This window comes from Streptomyces sp. NPDC057623 (genome assembly GCF_042800355.1).
Lineage (GTDB): Bacteria > Actinomycetota > Actinomycetes > Streptomycetales > Streptomycetaceae > Streptomyces.
This window is the reverse complement of the sequence record NZ_JBHVGZ010000071.1, coordinates 32,067-51,090: the sequence shown is the minus strand read 5'-3', so window position 1 is coordinate 51,090 and position 19,024 is coordinate 32,067. Positions and strand designations below refer to the sequence as shown.

At 71.7% G+C, this 19,024-nt stretch carries 21 protein-coding genes; 7 read left to right on the top strand and 14 right to left on the bottom strand.

What is annotated here, in order from left to right; all coding sequences use genetic code 11:
* Nucleotides 1-110 precede the first annotated feature (110 nt).
* The 5 genes from ACFU95_RS41850 to ACFU95_RS41830 form a co-directional block, all read right to left on the bottom strand.
* Nucleotides 111-866 carry an ABC transporter permease gene (locus tag ACFU95_RS41850; protein ID WP_383840001.1) on the bottom strand — a complete coding sequence of 252 codons (756 nt, stop codon included), beginning with the start codon at nucleotides 864-866 and terminating at the stop codon, nucleotides 111-113.
* A gap of 2 nt (nucleotides 867-868) precedes the next feature.
* Nucleotides 869-1,834, bottom strand: coding sequence for an ATP-binding cassette domain-containing protein (locus tag ACFU95_RS41845; protein ID WP_383839992.1), 966 nt, complete (start codon nucleotides 1,832-1,834; stop codon nucleotides 869-871).
* Nucleotides 1,835-1,907: 73 nt separating this feature from the next.
* Nucleotides 1,908-2,549: a PadR family transcriptional regulator gene (locus ACFU95_RS41840; RefSeq protein WP_383839989.1), complete on the bottom strand. Its 642-nt coding sequence runs from the start codon at nucleotides 2,547-2,549 to the stop codon at nucleotides 1,908-1,910.
* Nucleotides 2,550-2,626: 77 nt separating this feature from the next.
* Complete coding sequence (locus tag ACFU95_RS41835) at nucleotides 2,627-4,087, bottom strand: aldehyde dehydrogenase family protein (protein ID WP_383839986.1); 1,461 nt, start codon at nucleotides 4,085-4,087, stop codon at nucleotides 2,627-2,629.
* Between the two features lie 122 nt (nucleotides 4,088-4,209).
* Nucleotides 4,210-5,034: a helix-turn-helix domain-containing protein gene (locus tag ACFU95_RS41830; protein WP_383839998.1), complete on the bottom strand. Its 825-nt coding sequence runs from the start codon at nucleotides 5,032-5,034 to the stop codon at nucleotides 4,210-4,212.
* A gap of 344 nt (nucleotides 5,035-5,378) precedes the next feature.
* On the opposite strand from ACFU95_RS41830, the gene ACFU95_RS41825 reads away from it, so the two are divergent.
* Entirely contained in the window at nucleotides 5,379-5,909 is a 531-nt protein-coding gene (locus ACFU95_RS41825) for an ATP-binding protein (protein ID WP_383839983.1), read from the top strand.
* A gap of 104 nt (nucleotides 5,910-6,013) precedes the next feature.
* Here the strand turns inward: ACFU95_RS41825 and ACFU95_RS41820 are convergent, their stop codons facing one another.
* From ACFU95_RS41820 to rpmG, 5 genes are all read right to left on the bottom strand, one after another.
* On the bottom strand, nucleotides 6,014-6,301 hold the full coding sequence (locus ACFU95_RS41820; RefSeq protein ID WP_383839980.1) for a DUF397 domain-containing protein: 288 nt from the start codon (nucleotides 6,299-6,301) through the stop codon (nucleotides 6,014-6,016).
* Nucleotides 6,302-6,621: 320 nt separating this feature from the next.
* Nucleotides 6,622-6,855 (bottom strand): 30S ribosomal protein S18, encoded by a 234-nt coding sequence (gene rpsR, locus ACFU95_RS41815; RefSeq protein ID WP_383839977.1) that lies wholly within the window; start codon nucleotides 6,853-6,855, stop codon nucleotides 6,622-6,624.
* Between the two features lie 6 nt (nucleotides 6,856-6,861).
* A complete protein-coding gene (locus ACFU95_RS41810; protein WP_383839974.1) occupies nucleotides 6,862-8,046 on the bottom strand; it encodes a CobW family GTP-binding protein in 1,185 nt (394 codons plus the stop codon).
* A gap of 4 nt (nucleotides 8,047-8,050) precedes the next feature.
* Nucleotides 8,051-8,308 (bottom strand): type B 50S ribosomal protein L31, encoded by a 258-nt coding sequence (locus ACFU95_RS41805; RefSeq protein ID WP_383839971.1) that lies wholly within the window; start codon nucleotides 8,306-8,308, stop codon nucleotides 8,051-8,053.
* Nucleotides 8,309-8,313: 5 nt separating this feature from the next.
* On the bottom strand, nucleotides 8,314-8,478 hold the full coding sequence (rpmG, locus tag ACFU95_RS41800; protein WP_015658813.1) for a 50S ribosomal protein L33: 165 nt from the start codon (nucleotides 8,476-8,478) through the stop codon (nucleotides 8,314-8,316).
* A gap of 62 nt (nucleotides 8,479-8,540) precedes the next feature.
* Here rpmG and rpmB point away from each other — a divergent pair, with 62 nt between their 5' ends.
* From rpmB to ACFU95_RS41780, 4 genes are all read left to right on the top strand, one after another.
* Entirely contained in the window at nucleotides 8,541-8,777 is a 237-nt protein-coding gene (rpmB, locus tag ACFU95_RS41795) for a 50S ribosomal protein L28 (protein WP_383839968.1), read from the top strand.
* Nucleotides 8,777-9,082 (top strand): 30S ribosomal protein S14, encoded by a 306-nt coding sequence (gene rpsN / locus ACFU95_RS41790; protein WP_370262045.1) that lies wholly within the window; start codon nucleotides 8,777-8,779, stop codon nucleotides 9,080-9,082. The genes rpmB and rpsN overlap by 1 nt, the downstream gene beginning before the upstream one ends.
* 168 nt (nucleotides 9,083-9,250) lie before the next feature.
* Nucleotides 9,251-9,724 (top strand): hypothetical protein, encoded by a 474-nt coding sequence (locus tag ACFU95_RS41785; RefSeq protein ID WP_383839995.1) that lies wholly within the window; start codon nucleotides 9,251-9,253, stop codon nucleotides 9,722-9,724.
* A gap of 49 nt (nucleotides 9,725-9,773) precedes the next feature.
* Complete coding sequence (locus tag ACFU95_RS41780) at nucleotides 9,774-10,298, top strand: DUF4232 domain-containing protein (protein WP_383839965.1); 525 nt, start codon at nucleotides 9,774-9,776, stop codon at nucleotides 10,296-10,298.
* 28 nt (nucleotides 10,299-10,326) lie between these two features.
* Here the strand turns inward: ACFU95_RS41780 and ACFU95_RS41775 are convergent, their stop codons facing one another.
* Nucleotides 10,327-11,463 (bottom strand): DUF2786 domain-containing protein, encoded by a 1,137-nt coding sequence (locus tag ACFU95_RS41775; RefSeq protein WP_383839962.1) that lies wholly within the window; start codon nucleotides 11,461-11,463, stop codon nucleotides 10,327-10,329.
* A gap of 112 nt (nucleotides 11,464-11,575) precedes the next feature.
* Between ACFU95_RS41775 and ACFU95_RS41770 the strand changes: the two genes are divergently transcribed.
* Together ACFU95_RS41770 and ACFU95_RS41765 are read left to right on the top strand one after the other, a co-directional pair.
* Nucleotides 11,576-12,346 carry a Clp protease N-terminal domain-containing protein gene (locus tag ACFU95_RS41770; RefSeq protein WP_383839959.1) on the top strand — a complete coding sequence of 257 codons (771 nt, stop codon included), beginning with the start codon at nucleotides 11,576-11,578 and terminating at the stop codon, nucleotides 12,344-12,346.
* A 34-nt stretch (nucleotides 12,347-12,380) separates the two neighbouring features.
* A complete protein-coding gene (locus ACFU95_RS41765; protein WP_383839956.1) occupies nucleotides 12,381-14,084 on the top strand; it encodes a bifunctional 3'-5' exonuclease/DNA polymerase in 1,704 nt (567 codons plus the stop codon).
* Between the two features lie 3 nt (nucleotides 14,085-14,087).
* Here the strand turns inward: ACFU95_RS41765 and ACFU95_RS41760 are convergent, their stop codons facing one another.
* The 3 genes from ACFU95_RS41760 to ACFU95_RS41750 all read right to left on the bottom strand — a co-directional run bounded on the left by ACFU95_RS41760 (nucleotide 14,088) and on the right by ACFU95_RS41750 (nucleotide 19,012).
* Complete coding sequence (locus tag ACFU95_RS41760) at nucleotides 14,088-17,240, bottom strand: BTAD domain-containing putative transcriptional regulator (RefSeq protein ID WP_383839953.1); 3,153 nt, start codon at nucleotides 17,238-17,240, stop codon at nucleotides 14,088-14,090.
* Between the two features lie 330 nt (nucleotides 17,241-17,570).
* Complete coding sequence (locus ACFU95_RS41755; protein WP_383839950.1) at nucleotides 17,571-18,467, bottom strand: glycosyltransferase family 2 protein; 897 nt, start codon at nucleotides 18,465-18,467, stop codon at nucleotides 17,571-17,573.
* A 101-nt stretch (nucleotides 18,468-18,568) separates the two neighbouring features.
* A complete protein-coding gene (locus ACFU95_RS41750; RefSeq protein ID WP_383839947.1) occupies nucleotides 18,569-19,012 on the bottom strand; it encodes a DUF3052 domain-containing protein in 444 nt (147 codons plus the stop codon).
* Nucleotides 19,013-19,024 lie beyond the last annotated feature (12 nt).

The following is a 19,024-nucleotide window of genomic DNA, read 5'->3' as shown; positions in this document are numbered from 1 at the left end:
CCCCGTGAACGTCTCCACCCACAACGACTCAGCCCTCAACACCCCACGCATACAAGGGAAATGCCCAGATCACGGCCTTCTGCAACGCGCTTTAGGGCCCTAGGCGGCTGCTATCGGCTCAGGCGCGAGAACCGCCGTACCGCCAGCGGGAAGAACACGGCGAGCAGCACCAGCGGCCAGACGACCGCCGCTCCGAGGGTCTGCGCGCCCGTGCCGCCGAACAGATCCCGTACGGCCGTCGCCGTCTGGGACATCGGGTTCCACTCGACGACCGTGCCCAGCCAGCCGGGCATGGTCTCGGGCAGGGCGAGGGCGTTGGACAGGAAGCCGATCGGCCAGACCAGGATCTGCACCGCCTGCACCATCTCCGGTTTCCCGGCGACCAGTGCCAGGTGGATGCCGATCCACAGCATGGCGAAGCGGAAGAGCAGGAGCAGTCCCACGGCGCCCAGGAAGGCCCCGGGGCCGCCGTCCGCGCGCCAGCCCAGCGCGTACCCGACGGCCATCAGGACGGACAGGGCCAGCGCCGACTGGAGCATGTCGGCCGCGGAACGGCCCACCAGGACCGCCCCGTTGGCCATCGGCATGGACCGGAAGCGGTCGACCACGCCCTTGTTGAGGTCCTGGGTGACCGCGATCATGGTGCCCTCCAGGCCGAAGGCCATGGTGAGCGCCAGCATGCCGGGCAGGACGTAGTCGATGTAGGAGCCCTGGACGCCCCGGCCGCCGCCGATGAGGTAGCCGAACATCAGCAGCAGCATCACGGGGAAGACCAGGTTGACCACGACCTGTACGGGTTGCCGTGCCCAGTGGGCGAGTTCACGGCGGGTCATGGTCCAGGAGTCGGTCAGGGCGTAGGCGCTCATGCTCATACGGGCTCCTTCACTCGGCTGTCGTCTCCCGTGAGGTGCAGGAACACCTCGTCGAGCGTCGGCCGCCGCAGCGCGATGTCCTCCGCCTCGATTCCGGCCTCCTCCAGGGCCCGTACGACGCCGGAGAGCGCCGCCATCCGGTCGGTGACCGGGGCGCTGAGCAGGCGCCGGTCGAGGTCGACGGAGACGTCGTCCTTCGGTACGGGCAGCAGGGCGACGGCCGCGCCCAGCTGACCCGCGTCCCGCAGCACCACGTCGATGCGGTCGCCGCCGGTCAGCGCCTTGAGCTGGTCCGCCGTGCCGTCGGCGATGACGCGGCCGGCGTCGACGACCGAGATGCGGTCGGCGAGTTGGTCGGCCTCTTCCAGGTACTGCGTGGTGAGCAGGACCGTGGTGCCGCCGCCGACCAGGGAACGGACCGCGGACCAGACCTCGGTGCGGCCGCGTGGGTCGAGGCCGGTGGTGGGTTCGTCCAGGAAGAGCACCTCCGGGTCGGTGATGAGGGACGCCGCCAGGTCCAGCCGCCGGCGCATGCCGCCGCTGTACTGCCTCACCGGCTTGCGGCCGGTGTCGCCGAGGCCGAACCGCTCCAGCAGTTCGTCGGCGCGCACGCGCGCGTGGCGGGCGCCGAGGTGATGGAGACGGCCGAACATCTCCAGGTTCTGGTGCCCGCCCAGTTCCTCGTCCACGGCGGCGTGCTGCCCGAGCAGTCCGATGCGCAGTCGCACCTCGTACGCCTGGCGCAGCACGTCTTGCCCGGCCACCTCGACGTGGCCGCCGTCCGGCCGCAGGAGCGTGGACAGGATCCGGACCAGGGTCGTCTTGCCCGCGCCGTTCGGGCCGAGCACCGCGTGCACGGTGCCGCGCGCGACCGTGAGGTCGAGCCCGTCCAGTGCGTATCTGCCGGCTTTGCCGCCGTACTTCTTGCGTGCCCCTTCGACGAGAATCGCCGCGTCGGCCACTACTACCCCCTCGTTAGTCAAACTTGACTACACGCTCGAAGGTAAGCCGGAACCCGGCGTTAGTCAAACTTGATTAGCGGGCGTCTCCGGGATGGGGCTCCCCGGTCGCGTACGGGTTCTCCTCGTCCTCGGCCAGCACGCCGACGAACGGGTCGCCCTCGTCGGCGAAGGTGTAGGAGCCGCCTTCGAGCCGCTCGATCAGCTCCGCGGTCCAGTCCCGCTCGGAGTCCGCCGTATGGACCCACATGTTCATGATCTCGCCGATGTGGCCGAGCTGTCCGGGGCCGTCCTCGGGGACGTAGTGCTCCAGGACCGAGGCCCGCCACTCCTCGATCCGCCGGGTCCGCTCCTTCAGCAGCGTCACCGCCTCGGCCCGCGGCAGGTCGACCATGAAGCCGAGGGCCGCCGTCTTCATGTCGCCCCGCTGGTCGTACGTGACCAGCGCGTCACGCAGCAGCGAGAAGTACTCCTGGGTGCCCGCGTCCGTGACCTCGTACTCCACGCGCGGCGGGCCTCCCGCCGTGGACGGCGCGATCTCGTGCGCGTGCAGCAGGCCCTGCTTCGCCATCTGCTTGAGCGCGTGGTAGATCGAGCCGGGCTTGGCGTTGGACCACTCGTGCGCGCCCCAGTACTCCAGGTCGTTGCGCACCTGGTAGCCGTGGGCGCGGCGGTGCATACGGACCGCGCCGAGCACGAGGAGACGGATGCTTGACATACGGCCCAGGTTATGTCCGCGCCTGACCGGGGCCTAGATCAGCCCCGGGTAGGCGCCGGGAGAGTCTTTCCGAACCCTCAGAACGGGAACCCGCTGCGCCCGTGCTGCACCGAGATCCACTTGATCGTCGTGAACGAGTCCAGCATCGTCTCGCCGTTCAGGCGGCCGAGACCGGAGTGCTTCTCGCCGCCGAAGGGGACGATCGGCTCGTCGTGGACGGTGCCGTCGTTCACGTGGAACATGCCGGTGTCGATCTGCTTGGCGAAGGACACACCCCGCTCGACGTTCCCCGTGTGGACGGCGCCGCTCAGGCCGTACGGGGTGTCGTTGACGAGGCGTACGGCCTCCTCCTCGCCGTCGAACGGGACGAGGAAGGCGACCGGGCCGAAGACCTCCTGCTGGAGCAGGGCCGAGTCGGCGGGGACGTTGGTGAGGACGGAGGGCTCGACCAGGTTGTCCGTCGTCGTGCCGTGCACCAGGGCCGTCGCGCCCTCGGTGATCGCCTGCTCGACGACCGCGGAGAGCGCGTCCGCCTGGGACGAGTTGATCACCGGACCGATGACGGTCTCCGGGTCGCGCGGGTCGCCGGCCTTCAGGGTCTTCACCTTGGCGACGAACTTCTCGGTGAACTCGTCCGCGACCGAGCGGTCCACCAGGACCCGGTTCGCGGCCATGCAGACCTGGCCCTGGTGGACGTACCGGCTGAAGACCGCCGCGTCGACCGCGTAGTCGATGTCGGCGTCGTCGAGGACCACGATCGCGCTGTTGCCACCGAGTTCGAGGACCGAGCGCTTGAAGAGCGAGGCGCAGACGGTGGCCACGTGGCGGCCGACCTTGTCGGAGCCGGTGAAGGAGATGACCTTCGGGATCGGGTGCTCGATGAAGGCGTCGCCGATCTCGGCGATGTCCGTGACGACGACATTGAGGAGACCCGCGGGCAGCCCCGCGTCCTCGAAGATCTTCGCGACCAGGGTGCCGCCGCAGATCGGGGTGTTCTGGTGGGGCTTGAGGACCACGCCGTTGCCGAGCGCCAGCGCCGGGGCGACCGACTTGATGGAGAGGAGGAAGGGGAAGTTGAAGGGGCTGATGACACCCACGACGCCGACCGGGACGCGGTAGACGCGGTTCTCCTTGCCGTCCGTCGGGGACGGGATGATCTTGCCCTCGGGGCGCAGCGCCAGGTGGATCGCCTCGCGCAGGAACTCCTTGGCGAGGTGGAGTTCGAAGGCCGCCTTCAGCCGGGTGCCGCCGAGCTCGGCGATGATCGCCTCGGTGATCTCCTGCTCGCGGTCCTCTATCAGGCGCAGTGCCTTCTCGAAGACGCCGCGGCGGGCGTACGGGTTGGTGGCGGCCCACTGCTTCTGGGCGCGGGCGGCCGCCTTGTAGGCGTCGTCCACCTCGTCGACCGTGGCTATGGTGATCGACGCCAGCTTCTCACCGTCGTACGGGTTGAAGTCGATGATGTCCCAGGAACCTGAGCCCGGGCGCCACTCACCGTCGATGTACTGCTGAGCCAGGTCGGTGAAGTAGGACGACATGTGATCCCTCAATCCCTAGCGGAGACCCGCTCGACTGATCACGGACGCCTTGATCGCCTTGATCGGGCTCGATCGGCCTTGATCGTCTTCACGGTCTGATCACACGTCATCGTACTTGCGTTTCAAGAGAGTTGAAGGAGACCCCTGAGAAGATCCCGGCTCTCGTCCGGCCCCGGGCTGTCCTGCTGGAGCTCCTTCAGGGCCTTCTCGTACTGGGTGACGTCCTCGTGCTTGTCGAGGTAGAGCGCGCTGGTGAGCTGCTCCAGGTAGACGACGTCGGAGAGGTCGGACTCGGGGAAGCTGAGGAGCGTGAAGGCGCCGGACTCGCCGGAGTGGCCGCCGAAACTGAACGGCATGATCTGAAGCCGGACGTTGGGCCGCTGGGAGATCTCGATGAGGTGCTGGAGCTGGCCGCGCATCACCTCGCGGTCGCCGTACGGGCGGCGCAGGGCGGCCTCGTCCAGGACGATGTGGAACTCGGGGGCGCCCTCGTCGAGGAGGTACTTCTGCCGCTCCAGGCGCAGCGCCACGCGCTTTTCGATGTCGGCCGCGCTCGCGCCCTTCATGCCGCGCTTGACGACCGCGCGGGCGTACGCCTCCGTCTGCAACAGGCCGTGCACGAACTGCACTTCGTAGGCGCGGATGAGGCTGGCCGCACCCTCCAGGCCGACATAGGTGGGGAACCAGCTCGGCAGGACGTCGGAGTAACTGTGCCACCAGCCCGCGACGTTGGCCTCGCGCGCGAGGGAGAGGAGTGAGGCGCGCTCCTGCTCGTCCGTGATTCCGTAGAGCGTCAGCAGGTCTTCGACGTCTCGCGTCTTGAAGCTCACCCGGCCCAGCTCCATCCGGCTGATCTTCGACTCGGAGGCGCGGATCGAGTAACCCGCCGCCTCGCGCGTGATCCCGCGCGCTTCCCGCAGTCGCCTCAGTTGCGAGCCGAGCAGCATGCGCCGCACCACCGATCCGGGCTCTCCCGCGCTCACGTTCGCCAGCCTCCCCAACCGTCTTCAGGGCCCGCAGTCTGCCACTAAATCACTTCGAGCTGTACTCGTCCGATTACAGAGATGGAAAGAAGACAAGGATTCCTGACAGGGAGGAGTCAGGAAGGGGTGCGGAGAGGACAAGGAGAGGGGTTGAAGTTGGCGGAAAAAATGGCCAACAAGCGGTACGGGAACGTCCAATTCGGTCACGTGCACGTGCATCTGCCCTTGCATCTGCCCTGCGCATCGGAAACCATGGTCCCGCGCAACCGCTGCATCGCAACGACCGCGAACTCTCGGGAGTGCCTCGCATGGGGACGAATGGATCGACCATGCTCGAGCCGTTACGGCAGGGCCTTCCACCGCTGGATCCCGCAGCCGTCTCCAATGCCGCCTCCTGTGCGCTGCCCGCCCGCTACGAAGCGGTGCGCGAGGCACGGAAGTTCACGCGCCGCACCATGGACCAGTGGGAACTGGGTGATCGCTTCGACGACGTGTGTCTCGTCGTGTCGGAGCTGGTGACCAACGCGCTGCGGCACGCTCTGCCGGCGGGGGCACAGCGGGAGTGCGAGCTGGCGCCGCCGCCTGTGCGGCTGCATCTGATGCGGTGGACGGAGCGGCTGGTGTGCGCGGTGCGCGACCCCAGTCACGACAGTCCGGTCGCACGCGATTCCGACGACTTCTCGGCGGAGTCCGGGCGGGGGCTGTTCCTCGTCGACTCCTTCAGCGACAGCTGGGGGTGGCATCCGCTCGCGGGGGCGTTGAGCGGGAAGGTGGTCTGGGCGCTGTTCCGGCTCCAGCCGCAGGGTGCCGCCGCGTCGGTTTCGACGTCGACCGAATGAGGAAACGCGGGGTTCGCTGACGTCGGGGTTCTACGCGCGTCGCCTTCTCAGAGGGTGACGGAAGGCGTTGACTGCCCCGTTTTGGGGCCCCGACCCACCCGTGGTCAGCCGACGACCAGGTGGTCGAACTCGCCGTCCTTGATGCCGAGGAGCATCGCCTCGATCTCGGCACGCGTGTAGACGAGCGCCGGGCCGTCCGGGAAGCGGGAGTTGCGTACCGCCACTTCACCGCCGGGCAGTCGGGCGAACTCCACGCAGGAGCCCTGCGAGTTGCTGTGCCGGCTCTTCTGCCAGGCCACCCCGTTCAGAGCCGTGGCTGCCATGCCGTTGTACACGTCGTGGTCCACAGGTCGCTCCCCGGTGGTGCGGTGGCTCAGGGCCAAATGAGGCATGAGGTGGTGCGGTAGCAATCGCTTCCGGATCATAGCTCTGTTCACGTGCAGCTGCATGAGCAGATGCACGTGCACGCGGGGTGTTCCTGCGGTTACTCCTGTGACGTATGGGGGCCGGCATGCGTTCCAGCGCATGCCCCGGGTGTCGCATCACATGCGGGATCGGACCCTCGTGCACTGGAACAGACGCATTCCGTGCCTTCGGTGTTCCACACCGCGGGTGGTCGGGTCGACCTGGGCATGCCTGCGGCGCCTGTGCGGCTTCGGTGGGGGCGCGCCTTCGTGGGGGTTCGCGGGGGTACGCCGCCCAGGCGCCGGACTCAGCGGGCGGCGTACGGGATGAGGGCCATCTCCCTGGCGTTCTTGATGGCCCTGGCGAGCTGGCGCTGCTGTTGGGCCGTCACCCGGGTGACGCGGCGGCTGCGGATCTTGCCTCGGTCGGAGAGGAACTTCCGCAGGAGGTCGGTGTCCTTGTAGTCGACATAGGTGATGCCGGCCTGGTCCAGGGGGTTGGGGCGGGGCTTGGCGGGCTTGCGGTCCAGCTTGCGGGGCATGGGGGGTCAGACCTCCAGGAGCGTGTCGAAGGCGGGTGGGAGTTGTTTCCAGGCGTCGCGGCCGGCGGCGTACTCGGTGTCGGTCAGGAGGCAGGACTCGAGGAGTTGCTCCAGGCCGTCGCGGTCGAGGGCGGGGGACGTGAAGACCAGGTGCTGGCAGCAGTCACCGTGCTCGGGGTGCCAGTCCATGGCGGCGGCGGCCCGGCGTACCGGCGGGACCATGTCCCAGGCCGCGTCGGGGAGTGAGGCCAGCCAGGGGCCCGCGCTCTCCAGGCACAGGGCGCCGCCCGCGGCGTCCCAGTGGAGGAGGACGTCGGGCTTGTCGGCCAGCCAGAACCGGCCCCGGCTGCGGGCCGCCGCGCAGGTCAGGTCCTCCAGCGCCGCGTACAGCCGCTCCGGGTGGAAGGGGCGGCGGCGGTGCCAGACCAGGGTGGAGACGCCGTGCGCGTCGGCTTCCGCGGGGAGCAGGGCGCAGGCGGGGTGCTGGGCGGCGTCGGCCGACTCGACGTCGAAGCCGGCCAGGGCTGCCTGGACGAGGGGGGAATGGGGGCGGCGGCGTGGGGGCGGCACCGTCAGGCCGTCCCCGGCCGCGGGGACACCGGCGATCGGGACCCGGCGGGCCGTCGGGTGGAGTTGGGCCAGCAGTTCGCGGTCCTCGTCGTCGGCTTCCGGGGAGTCGGCCAGGGCGAGGACCGGGGCGTATTCGAGCTGGCGGGCGAAGGTGTCGGCGACCGTGCGCTGGTCGGTCGGCGCGGCGGCCAGGCCCCGCTCGGACAGGTCGTCGCCGTTGCCCAGGTAGGGCAGGACCAGCGCGGGGTCGACCGCGGTGATCACGCCGGTGACCGTGAGCCCGCCGGCCGTGACCACCTCGGCCATGGCCTTCGGCTCGACCGAGTCCCACAGCTCGACGATCGCCATCCGGGTGCCGCCGGTGTCCCGGATCCGGATCAGTTCCGGCACCAGGTCCTCGCGCAGGGCGCAGCAGGCGCAGTCGTTGACGAGAGGTGTCTCGCCGGCGGTCACGAGTCCGGTGGCGTCGCGGATCGTGCGGACGACCGTGCCGGCGACGGCGGTCGCCAGGTCGTGGTGGAGTACGACGCTGTCGGGCACGTCGGCGAGCAGCTGCGCCACGGCCGCCCTGCGGGCGTCGGCGTGCAGCCCGCCGACGATGACGACGGAGAGCTCGGGCACTTCGTCAGCCCCGCTTCCCGTACCGGCGCTCGAAGCGCTCGACGCGGCCGGCGGTGTCCAGGACGCGGGCCGTGCCGGTGTAGAAGGGGTGGCTGATGTTCGAGATCTCGACGTCGACGACCGGGTAGGTGTTGCCGTCCTCCCACTCGATCGTCTTGTCCGTGGGCACGGCGGCGAGGGTCGAGCGGGTGAGGAACGCGTGGTTCGCCGCCCGGTCGCGGAAGACGACGGGGCCGTAGGGCGGGTGGATTCCGTTGCGCATGGGGTTCAGCGCTCCTCTCGGAAGTCGACGTGGCGGCCGGCGACCGGGTCGTACTTGCGCAGGGTCATGCGGTCCGGGTCGTTGCGGCGGTTCTTGCGGGTCACGTAGGTGAAGCCGGTGCCGGCGGTGGACCGGAGCTTGATGACCGGGCGGAGTTCGTTGCGTGCCATGCTGCTATCTTACTGAAAATGAATTCCATTAACAGGAGCTAGCGAGGAGAGGTTCGTCACCTGTGTCCGCCCACTGCATGCTGACCGGCGCCCAGCCCGGGTTCGGCAACTCCATTTCCCACTCACACCGGCGGACCTCCCGCCGCTTCGACCCCAACATCCAGACCAAGCGCTACTGGCTGCCCAGCGAGGGCCGGCATGTGCGGCTGCGGCTGAGTGCCAGGGGGATCAAGACGGTCGACGTCATCGGCGTCGAGGCGGCCGTCGCCCGTATCCGCGCCCGAGGAGTGAAGGTCTGATGGCCAAGAAGAGCAAGATCGCGAAGAACGAGCAGCGGCAGGAGGTCGTCGCGCGGTACGCCGCGCGGCGGGCCGAGCTGAAGGAGATCATCCGTCGGCCGTCGTCCACCGATGCCGAACGGCTGGCCGCGCGGCGGGAGCTGAGCAGGCAGCCGCGGGACGCGAGCGCCACGCGCGTGCGCAACCGCGACCAGGTGGACGGTCGGCCGCGCGGCTACTTCCGTGCCTTCGGGCTGTCCCGGGTGTCGCTGCGGGAGCAGGCGCACGCCGGATACCTGCCCGGCGTGCGCAAGTCGTCCTGGTAGGACCGGCCGGTCCGGCAGGTCCTGGGGCCGTGGATCGGACTCCCTGGTAACTTGCTGCGGTGGTTTCGGCCACGTGGCCGACTCGGCCGTATGCCGACCGCTACAGCTTGGGAGCTTCCAGTGATCTCGGCGACTTTCTCCCGTACGCGCACGATGTCGGGCCGGCGGATGCGGGCCGCGGCCGTGGCCGCGTCCCTGGCGGGCGCGCTCGCCCTGACCGCGTGCAGCGGCGACGGCGGCTCCGACGCCAGGGAAGGCTCGGCCGAGCCGAGTGCGTCCGCGAGCACCGGGGCCGACACCGGCGGCGGCACCGGAGGGTCCGCGGCCGGCGATCTCCAGGGCAGCTGGCTCACGACGGTCGACGGCAAGGCCGTCGTGCTCATGGTCAACGGCAAGGAGGCCGGGCTCTTCGCGACGGGCGGGACCGTGTGCAGCGGGACCGCCGGCGAGGAGGACGGGATGCGGATGATCCGCCTCAAGTGCCCCACCGGCGGCAAGGGCCGGACGACGGGGATGGTCGACTCCGTCGGCAAGACCTCGCTCAAGGTCACGTGGCAGGGCGGCGTCGGCGCCGAGACGTACGTCAGGGGTGACGGCGCGAAGCTGCCGACGGGGCTGCCCACGGCCGGTCTGGGATCGTGATGTTGGATCGGTGCCACTCCAGTCACCGACCTCACTCCCAGAGGACCCCATGCGCGCCACTTCCCTCACCGTCGCCGCCCTCGCCGCGGCCCTTCTCCTGACCGGCTGCGACGACGGCGGGGACGGGGGCGACGGCAAGGACAGCAAGGCCGGATCCGCCTGCGCCGCGAAGCTGAGCGTGCGGTTCGGGCCCGCCAACGCCGCTCCCGCCGCCGGGGACACCGGCAACGTGCCCGTCACGATCACCAACGGCGGCGACGCCGAGTGCACCCTGGACGGACTGCCCGCCGTCGAGTTCGACGCGGGCGACACCGTGAGCGCCATCGGGGCCGACGAGGCCGCCGGGGTGAAGAAGACGACCCTCGCGAAGGGTGTCTCCACCTCCCTGACCCTCACCTATGTCCGGGGCGAGGGCGGCGGCACCAAGAGCCTCGCCGTGCGGCGGGTGAAGATCGATCTGCCCGGGGGCGGCGCGCAGCACACCTTCAAATGGTCGTACGGCGATGTCGCGCTGAAGAGCGACGGGCAGACGCCGGACGCGTCGTTGACCGGGTTCCAGCGGTCCGGCGACTGACGCGGTTCGCCAGCGGATCGGCAGCGGTTCAGCCAAGCGGCCGGCGGGGATCCATCTGCGCCCTGTCGGCCGCCTCCGAGCCCTGCACCCAGCCCGCCTCGTCGCTGACGCCCCGCAGGCGGGTCGTGGTGGTCTGCGGGAACATGCGGTCCAGGTGGTCGGTGACGGCCACCTCGCGGGAGGCCAGGACCGGGAGCAGGTCCTGGGTGACCTGGGTCTGCGCCGCCTCGGCCAGGCGGGTGCCGACGCGGTGGGCGTAGGCCGCGAGGAACGACTGCCGGAAGGTCTTCGTGCGCTTGCGCCCGCCCGCCCGCTGGGCCGCCTCAGCCCTGGTCATCGCGGTCTGGGCCTGCACGAGGAGCGAGGTGTGGAGGAGCTCGACCACCTCCAGGTCGACCTCGAAGCCGACGACCGTGGAGAAGCCGAAGGGTTCGTTCCACACGGCACGGCAGTGGTTGGCCGTCGCCGCCGCGTCCAGCAGGACCGCCTTCGCCTGTTCGTAGGGCGGTTCGACGCCGATACGGCAGGCGCCGGGCGCGTCCTTCGCGGCGTGCGTGCGGCTCGCGAGCAGTGCCTCGTCGATGCTGTGCCGGGCCATCAGTTCCTGTGCCTTGGCGCTGAGCGCCTCCGCCTCCTCCGGGAACCCGGTCGCCTCCGCCTTCGCCAGCAGCGCGCGGATGCGGGTGAGCATGCGGGACTCGGGGCGGGGCGGCCCGGCGGCGGTCCCGGCCGGCTCGTCCAGGGGCTCCAGCGTGGGCAGCCGCAGCAGGAGGCGGTACAGCTCCAGGACGGCGGTCGCGTGCGAGAAGCGGTCGGTGCGGGGCGGGGCCTCGGTGGGCAGATCGTCGAGCTGCGCGGTCCAGCGCGGGCCGCGGGGACGGTCGTCCGGCCGCTGCTCGCGGACCAGCGCCGCGAGCAGCCGCACGTGCAGGTCGTCCAGCTCGCGCCGCACCAGCCGTACGACGTCGGCGGGCTGCCAGCCGCGCCGCCAGGCAGCCGCCACGAACTCCCGGCCGCGCCGGGCGAGTTCCGCGTCCGCCTCGGGGGCGGCGGCGAGGAGGGAGGCGCCGGTGTCGAGTGCGGCGTCGGAGTCGGCGTAGAGGGCGTGCTGGAAGGCCCGGTCGACGGGGCCGGGCGCAGCGCTCGAACTGTTCGTACTGCTCACCCGGCGATGGTGCCACGGGGCGGGCGCCGCTCGGTCACCGCTTGGCGGCCTCTGATCCGTCGACTGTCAACCGAAGGTTGACACCTCCCTACTGTCAACCTAAGGTTGACATATGTCGACCAACCCGAGCGTCACCTCATCCGTACGTCTCGACGAACTCATCGCGGCCATCAAGAAGGTCCACGAGGAACCCCTCGACCAGCTCCAGGACGCGGTGATCGCCGCCGATCACCTCGGTGAGGTGGCCGACCATCTGATCGGCCACTTCGTGGACCAGGCCCGGCGGTCCGGCGCCTCCTGGACCGACATCGGCAAGAGCATGGGCGTCACCCGGCAGGCCGCGCAGAAGCGGTTCGTGCCGAAGGAGTCGGCCGACCTCGACCCGCAGCAGGGCTTCGGCCGCTACACGCCGCGCGCCCGCAACGCGGTGATGGCCGCCCACAACGAGGCCATCGCGGCCCGCAGCGCCGAGGGCCGTCCCGCGCACCTGGTCCTGGGTCTGCTGGCCGAGCCGGACGGCCTGGCCGCGAAGGCGATCACGGCCCAGGGCGTCCTGCTGGACTCCGTGCGGCAGGCCGCCACCGCCGCCCTGCCGCCCGCCGCCGACCAGGTCCCCGACCTCGTCCCCTACGGCTCGGACGCCAAGAAGGTGCTGGAGCTGACCTTCCGCGAGGCCCTGCGCCTGGGCCACAACTACATCGGCACCGAGCACATCCTGCTCGCCCTGCTGGAGTTCGAGAACGGCACCGGCGTCCTGTACGGACTCGGGCTCACCAAGCAGACGGTGGAGGAGTACCTCGTCGAGGCGCTCTCCCGGTTCCTGAACAGCGGTGTGCACACGGTCCAGGCGGGCGACGGCGAGGCGGCCGAGGCGCAGGGCTGAGGGCGTTGTCAGTGCCGGGTGCCACACTCGCGGCATGACCGACCGGTGGGCGCTGGCTCCGGCCGAGGACGGTGGCGTGGACATCGCCCCCCTCGGTCCGGACGGGCTGCCCGCGGGGCCGGTGGTCCGGGAGGCGGACCTGGCCGAGGCCGTGCGCGGGCGGCCGCAGGTCGCGCGGTGGGTGTGGCGGTCCACCGCCGAGGTCTATCCGCGGCTGCTCGCCACGGGGGTGCGGGTGGAGCGGTGCTACGACATCGAGGACGCCGAGACGCTCCTGCTCGGCCACGAGGGGCGGCACGGGGAACCGAGGTCGGCTGCCGCCGCCCTGGCCCGGCTGCGGGACCGGCCCGTTCCGCCCGATCCGCCCCAGCGCTCGGCCGAACCCGGCTCGCAGTCCCCGCTCTTCGAGCCGCAGGCGGTCCATGTGCCGCTGGCCGACCTCGTCGCGGTGTACGCCGACCAGCAGCGCCGGCACGACGCCACCGCGCACCCGGAGCGGATGCGGCTGCTGACCGCGGCCGAGTCCGCGGGGATGCTCGTCGCCGCCGAGATGAACCGGGCCGGGCTGCCGTGGAGCGCCGAGGCACACCGCCGGGTCCTGCACGATCTGCTCGGCGAGCGGTATGCCGGGGGCGGGGAGCCGCGGCGGCTGGCCGAGCTGGCGGACGAGGTGTCGGCCGCCTTCGGGCGCCGGGTGCGGCCCGATCTGCCGGCCGATGTGATCAAGGCCTTCGCGCAGGCGGGCATCAAGGTCAGATCGACCCGTCGCTGGGAGATCGAGTCCCTCGACCATCCGGCCGTGAAACCGCTGGTCGAGTACAAGAAGCTGTACCGGATCTGGGTGGCCCACGGCTGGTCCTGGCTCCAGGACTGGGTGCGGGACGGGCGGTTCAGACCGGAGTTCCTCGCGGGCGGGACGGTCACCGGGCGGTGGGTGACCAACGGCGGGGGCGGGCTGCAGATCCCGAAGGTCATCCGGCGTGCCGTGGTCGCCGACCCCGGCTGGCGGCTGGTCGTGGCCGACGCCGACCAGATGGAGCCCCGGGTGCTGGCGGCGATCTCCCGGGACCCCGGTCTGATGGAGGTGGCCGGCCGGGAGAGCGACCTCTACCAGTCCGTCTCCGACCGTGCCTTCTCCGGGGATCGCGCACAGGCCAAGCTCGCCGTGCTGGGTGCCGTGTACGGGCAGACGTCCGGGGACGGGCTCAAGAACCTCGCCGCGCTCAGGCGCCGGTTCCCCAGGGCGGTGGCGTACGTCGACGACGCGGCGCGGGCCGGTGAGGAGGGGCGGCTCGTACGGACCTGGCTGGGGCGGACGTGTCCGCCGGCGGCCGGGGCGTCGGACGACGCCGCCGAGGAGGCGGGCATTCCGGTGCCGGTCGCGGCGGACGAGCCGGCGGAGGGCTCCGGGCCGCAGGAGTGGGGGCGGGGCTACGCCTCGACCAACGCCCGCGCCCGGGGCCGCTTCGCCCGCAACTTCGTCGTCCAGGGCAGCGCCGCCGACTGGACCCTGCTGCTGCTCGCGGCACTGCGGCGGACCTGCGCGGACATGGCGGCGGAACTGGTCTTCTTCCAGCACGACGAGGTGATCGTGCACTGTCCCGAGGAGGAGGCCGAGACCGTCGTGGCGGCGATCCGGGAGGCCGCGGAGCTGGCGGGGCGGCTGACGTTCGGGGAGACGCCGGTGCGGTTTCCGTTCACCACGGCGGTGGTGGAGTGCTATGCGGACGCGAAGTGAGCGTCATCCTGGGCCGGCCGCGTCCAGCAGCTCCCTGAGCTCCTGGACGACCGCCTTCGCGTCCGTTCCGTCCAGCGCGTCGAGCGCCGTGCGCCACTCGGCGTACGCCTCCTGGACGCGGCCCTGTTCGCGCAGCAGCAGACCGTGCTGGTGGCGGGCCTGGCCGCTCGAGTAGTGGTCGGCCCGGGCCTCGGCCCGGGTCAGGAGTTCGACGCACTCGCGGGCCGCGCGGCCGGTGTCGCCGAGGACGCGCAGGGCGCGGACCATGCCGAGGCGGGCCTGGGACTCGCCCTGCCAGTTCCCGTGGCCACCGAGGATGCGCAGGCTGTCCTCGAAGTGGGGTACGGCGGCGGCCGGTTCGCCGAGGGTGAGGTAGGCGTAGCCGATGTTGCAGTGGGCGCCGTGCTGCACGATGGCATTGCCGATCTGGACACCGAGGGCGAGCGAGCGGTGGTGCTGCTCGATGGCGGCCCGGGGGTCGGTGTGCTCGTACAGGTTGCCGAGGTGCTGGTAGGTCAGGGCCTCGTTGTACGGGTTGTCCATCAGCCGTGAGTACTCCAGGCTCTGGTGCAGCGTCTGCATGCACTCGGAGTAGCGGCCGAGATTCTCCAGCAGCAGGGCCCGGTTGTTGAGGCAGGTCCAGATCCTGGAGGACATGTCGAGTCGCCGCCAGAGCGCCAGGGACCGGTCGTTGAGGGTGAGGGCCTCGTTCTGGCGGCCGGTCAGGAAGTGCAGGCCGGCGAGGTCGCCCAGCGCGTACGCCTCGGCGGCCTCGTCACCGAGCCGCCGCGCCACACGGAGGGCGATCCCGCCGAGCACCTCCGTCTCGGCGACGCGTCCGGAGCGATGGAGACAGGGGAACAGGAGGCGGATGAGCGTGGAGAGGTGGGCGGCGGTGCCGTGGCCGACGGCGTCCGCACAGCGCTCGGCCAGTACGACCATGTTCTCCAGCTCCAGGTCACACCAGGCGAAGGCTTCTTCCGGGCCGCGGAAGGGAGCGGTCGTGCGCGCGTGGGCCGTGTGGTCCGGCGGCTGGGTGGGCGTCGGCCTGCGGCGGTCGTCCTGGTCGAGGCCGGGTTCGACGATGGCGGTGAGGGTGCGTTCGGCGACGGCGGCGTACCAGCGCAGGGCCGTTTGCGCGGCGTCCGTCCCGCCGTCCGCTCCCGCGAGCTCACGGGCGAAGTCGCGCACCAGGTCGTGCGGGGCGTAACGGCCGTAGGCGATCTCCTCCAGGAGGGCCACGTCGACGAGGCGGTCGAGGGCGGCCTCGGCGCGGCGTTCGTCGGTGCCGGTGAGCCGGGCCAGCAGGGGTGCGCCGTACACGGGCAGGTCCAGGGCGCCGATGCGGCGCAGGGCGAGGGCCGCGTCGCGGTCGGGCTCGCGGTCGGAGACGGCGAGGGCGTCGTGGGCCACGGCGAGGGAGCGGCGGACGCTCAGGTCGTCGTACTCCAGGTGGTGCAGCCGGCCCTCGGTGGCGGCGAGTTGCTCGGCGAGGACGTCCGGGGTGAGGGCGCGGCGGGCGGCCAGCCGGGCGGCGACCACGCGCAGGGCGAGGGGGAGGCCGCCGGTGAGGGCGACGAGCGGGTGGACGGCGTCGATGCCGCCACCGGTCGCGGGGCCGGCGGCACGGTCGCCCGGGTCCTGCGGCAAGCGCCCGACGGACCCGTCACGCCCCGAAGCCGCACGCAGCAGCGCCGCGCTGTCCTCCGCGGTCAGGGGCGCGAGCGGGAAGCGGCGGACGCCGTCCAGGGCCGTCAGCGGGGAGCGGCTGGTGACGATCACCGCACAGCCGGAGCCGGCCGGGAGGAGCGGACGTACCTGGGCGGCGTTCGCGGCGTCGTCCAGCACCATCAGGGTGCGGGTCGGCGCGAGCAGTGAGCGCAGCAGCGCGGTGGCGGCGTCCGGGTGTTCGGGGATGGAGCGGGGGTCGGCGCCGAGGTCGCGCAGGAGTGCGGTGAGCGCCTGGCCGGTGGTGAGCGGGGTCATGCCGGGGGTGGCACCGTGCAGGTTGACGTAGAGCTGGCCGTCGGGGAAGTGGTTCGTCAGCCCGGCTGCGGCCTGGAGCGCGAGCGCGCTCTTGCCGACGCCGGCCATGCCGCTGATCACGGCGACCGGGACCGCGGGCTGCCCCAGCGGGGTGAGGGTGCGGCGCAGCTCGGTCAGGGCGGCGGTGCGGCCGGTGAAGTAGGCCGGGGGCGGGGGGAGTTGGGCGGGGCGGGGTGGCCGAGAGGGCGGGTCCTGGGACGGGGTGGCGGGGGTGCCCGTTTCCCGCAGGGGCTCGTCGGCGAGCACGTCGTCGGTGTGGGAGGCGGCCGCGCCCGCGGCACCTCGTGGTGCGTCCTCGCCGCGGCCGGCGGAACCCTCCGACGCCCCTCGCGGCCCGCTCCCGGCACCACCGCCGCCCGGCCCCCGCAACACCTCCACATGCGCCTCCCGCACCCCCGCCCCCGGCTCCACACCGAGTTCCTCGATCAGGCGTGTGCGCAGGTCGCGGTGGACGGCGAGGGCCTCGGCGCGACGGCCGGTGCGGTGCAGGGCGAGCATCAGGTGGCGGTGGAAGGACTCGCGCAGCGGATGTTCGGCGGTCAGGGCCGTCAGTTCCGGGACGAGGGCGTCCAGGCGTGCTCCGGCGACGGCCAGCCCGGCGTCGTAACGCAACTCCAGGAGCAGCAGCCGCGCCTCCGCCAGGCGCTGGACGAGTGCGTAGCCACCCACCTCGGCGGGCAGTCCGGCCAGGGGGGTGCCCCGCCACAGCGCGAGCGCCGCCGCGCACTCGCGCACCGTGCGCTCCCAGTCCCGTCCGGTGTGCGCGGAGCGGGCCGCGGCGACCCGGCTCACGAAGACGTCGACGTCCAGCTCGCCCTCGCCCACGCGCAGCACATAGCCGGGCGGTACGGCCCGCAGCCGTTCGGGATCGTCGAGCAGCCGCCGCAGCCGGGTCACGTGGTTGTGCAGTGAGGCACGCGCGGACGCGGGCGGTGCCCCGCCCCACAGCGCGTCCGTCAGCGAGTCCACGGAGACGACCCGGCCGCCTTCGAGCAGAAGGGCGGCGAGCAGGGCCCGTACCTTGGGGCTGCTGATGGTCCGTACGGCGTGGCCGGCCTCGTACAGAACCGGCGGTCCCAGCAGTCCGAACCGCAGCTCGCACCGCTCCACGCCGCCACTGCCTTTCCGCGGAGATCCGACCGTTGTACGACGGTTTCCCGCCACGCGCTTCCCGACGCCGCAAGCCGTGCCCGCCCGGGGCCGGGCCCCGGTGGCCTCCGTCGGCCTTGCGGCGACTGCACGACGCAGAAACGGAACGTCGTTGGCCATATGTTAGCGATCCGTTGGTGCGGCCTGATGTGATCACTTCATCGGATCTGGCCCGTCGGCGCGCGCGTAGTACGCGCAGCTCGGGGGAGTGTCGCCGCCGCGGCCGGATCCGGGGACATAGGTGGGTCCCGGTCGGCAGAGGTGAACGACCGGGACCCACGTCCCTCTTCCTCAGATCACGGGCGGCCGGCCCAGCCGGCACAGGCCCCACACCGTGCGCCACCGCATGGGCCGCCGCTCGCCGGCCGGCTCCCGCAGGCCCTCCAGGAAGCCGCCGAACCAGGCGCGCAGTCCCGCCGGCGACGACCGGTTGCGTACGAGGGTGAGCAGCACCCACACGCCGAGGTGCACGGGGATCAGCGCGAGCGGCAGTCGACGGCGGGTCAGCCAGACCCGGTTGCGGGCGTTCACGCGGTAGTAGATGGCGTGCCGGGCGGGTGAGGTCTTCGGGTGCTGGAGCAGGAGTTCGGGCGCGTAGAGGATGCGCCAGCCCGCGTCAGCGGCCCGCCAGGCCAGGTCGGTCTCCTCATGGGCGAAGAAGAACTCGGCGGGCCAGTCCCCGGTCTCGGCGAGCATCGCCATGCGCAGCGCGTGTCCGCCGCCGAGGAAGCCGGTGACGTACCCGCCCCGGAGGGGGTCGGACCTGCCGACCCTGGGCACGTGCCGCTGCTGGGTCTCGCCCTGTTCGTCGGCGATGCGGAAGCCGACGATGCCGAGCCGGTCGTCGGCGGTGTACAGGTCGCGTACGCGGCGCAGCACGTCGGCGTCGACGAGGAGTCCGTCGTCGTCCAGCTCGACCACGACGTCGACGTCCCCGAAGTCGCGCAGCCGCGCGAGGGCCACGTTCCGGCCACCCGGACAGCCCAGGTTCTCGTCGAGTTCGATCGGGGTGAATTCGCCGGGCAGCCCCAGCCGGGCGGCGAACTCGGGCAGTGGGCAGCCGTTGCCGACGACGACGATCCTGGCGGGGGCGAGATCCTGCTTGGCCACGGACTCGAGCAGCGCGTCGACCTCGGCGGGGCGGTTGCCCATGGTCACGACGGCGACAGCGATCCTCAATTCCGTCATGCCCTGCCCTCACCTCGTACCGGCTGCGATTACCGGCGCGATGCTAGTGGTTCACGGTGGGGACTTCTCGCGTTCGCCGTTTTGCACAGGGACCGCCGGGGCTACGCACGGGGCCGCGTACGGCGGTTCTCCCTGCGCCGTACGAACTTCAGTCCCGACCAGTGCGCCCCGAGCGTCGCGACCTTCACATCGACCACGCCGAGCGGGAGGAAGAGGTCCCGCAGCCCGTTCTCCGTGATGTCGCTGACGTGGCCGGCCGCCCGCCGGGGCCAGGCGATCCAGAGCATGGCGTCATCGGCGAGGTCGCCGGCCAGCCCGGGGCCTTCGGCGACGAGATCGAGGTACGACCGGTAGAACGCGACGGCCACGTCGGCGCCCCGCGGGCCCCCCGCGGCCACCTCGCAGCCGTCCGGCAGCCCGGGGATGTCCCAGCCGGCGGGCGCGTGACGGAGCCGGATCCGGTGACCCGGCTTGATGCCGATCTTCCGGGCGAGCGGCGTACCTGAAGCGCCCGTATCCGAGGCACCCGTACCGGAGTCAGCCACCGCGGACCCCTC

Bases quoted from the DNA above. Each gene is read 5' to 3' on its own strand.
- rpsN (WP_370262045.1), top strand. From the start codon at position 8,777: ATGGCCAAGAAGAGCAAGATCGCGAAGAACGAGCAGCGGCAGGAGGTC.
- ACFU95_RS41830 (WP_383839998.1), bottom strand. From the start codon at position 5,034: ATGCTGCTCGGCTCGCAACTGAGGCGACTGCGGGAAGCGCGCGGGATC.
- ACFU95_RS41840 (WP_383839989.1), bottom strand. From the start codon at position 2,549: ATGTCAAGCATCCGTCTCCTCGTGCTCGGCGCGGTCCGTATGCACCGC.
- ACFU95_RS41805 (WP_383839971.1), bottom strand. From the start codon at position 8,308: ATGCGCAACGGAATCCACCCGCCCTACGGCCCCGTCGTCTTCCGCGAC.
- ACFU95_RS41755 (WP_383839950.1), bottom strand. From the start codon at position 18,467: ATGACGGAATTGAGGATCGCTGTCGCCGTCGTGACCATGGGCAACCGC.
- rpsR (WP_383839977.1), bottom strand. From the start codon at position 6,855: ATGCCCCGCAAGCTGGACCGCAAGCCCGCCAAGCCCCGCCCCAACCCC.
- rpmG (WP_015658813.1), bottom strand. From the start codon at position 8,478: ATGGCACGCAACGAACTCCGCCCGGTCATCAAGCTCCGGTCCACCGCC.
- ACFU95_RS41780 (WP_383839965.1), top strand. From the start codon at position 9,774: ATGCGCGCCACTTCCCTCACCGTCGCCGCCCTCGCCGCGGCCCTTCTC.
- ACFU95_RS41825 (WP_383839983.1), top strand. From the start codon at position 5,379: ATGGGGACGAATGGATCGACCATGCTCGAGCCGTTACGGCAGGGCCTT.
- ACFU95_RS41770 (WP_383839959.1), top strand. From the start codon at position 11,576: ATGTCGACCAACCCGAGCGTCACCTCATCCGTACGTCTCGACGAACTC.
- ACFU95_RS41850 (WP_383840001.1), bottom strand. From the start codon at position 866: ATGAGCGCCTACGCCCTGACCGACTCCTGGACCATGACCCGCCGTGAA.
- ACFU95_RS41765 (WP_383839956.1), top strand. From the start codon at position 12,381: ATGACCGACCGGTGGGCGCTGGCTCCGGCCGAGGACGGTGGCGTGGAC.
- ACFU95_RS41835 (WP_383839986.1), bottom strand. From the start codon at position 4,087: ATGTCGTCCTACTTCACCGACCTGGCTCAGCAGTACATCGACGGTGAG.
- ACFU95_RS41785 (WP_383839995.1), top strand. From the start codon at position 9,251: ATGCGGGCCGCGGCCGTGGCCGCGTCCCTGGCGGGCGCGCTCGCCCTG.
- ACFU95_RS41820 (WP_383839980.1), bottom strand. From the start codon at position 6,301: ATGCCTCATTTGGCCCTGAGCCACCGCACCACCGGGGAGCGACCTGTG.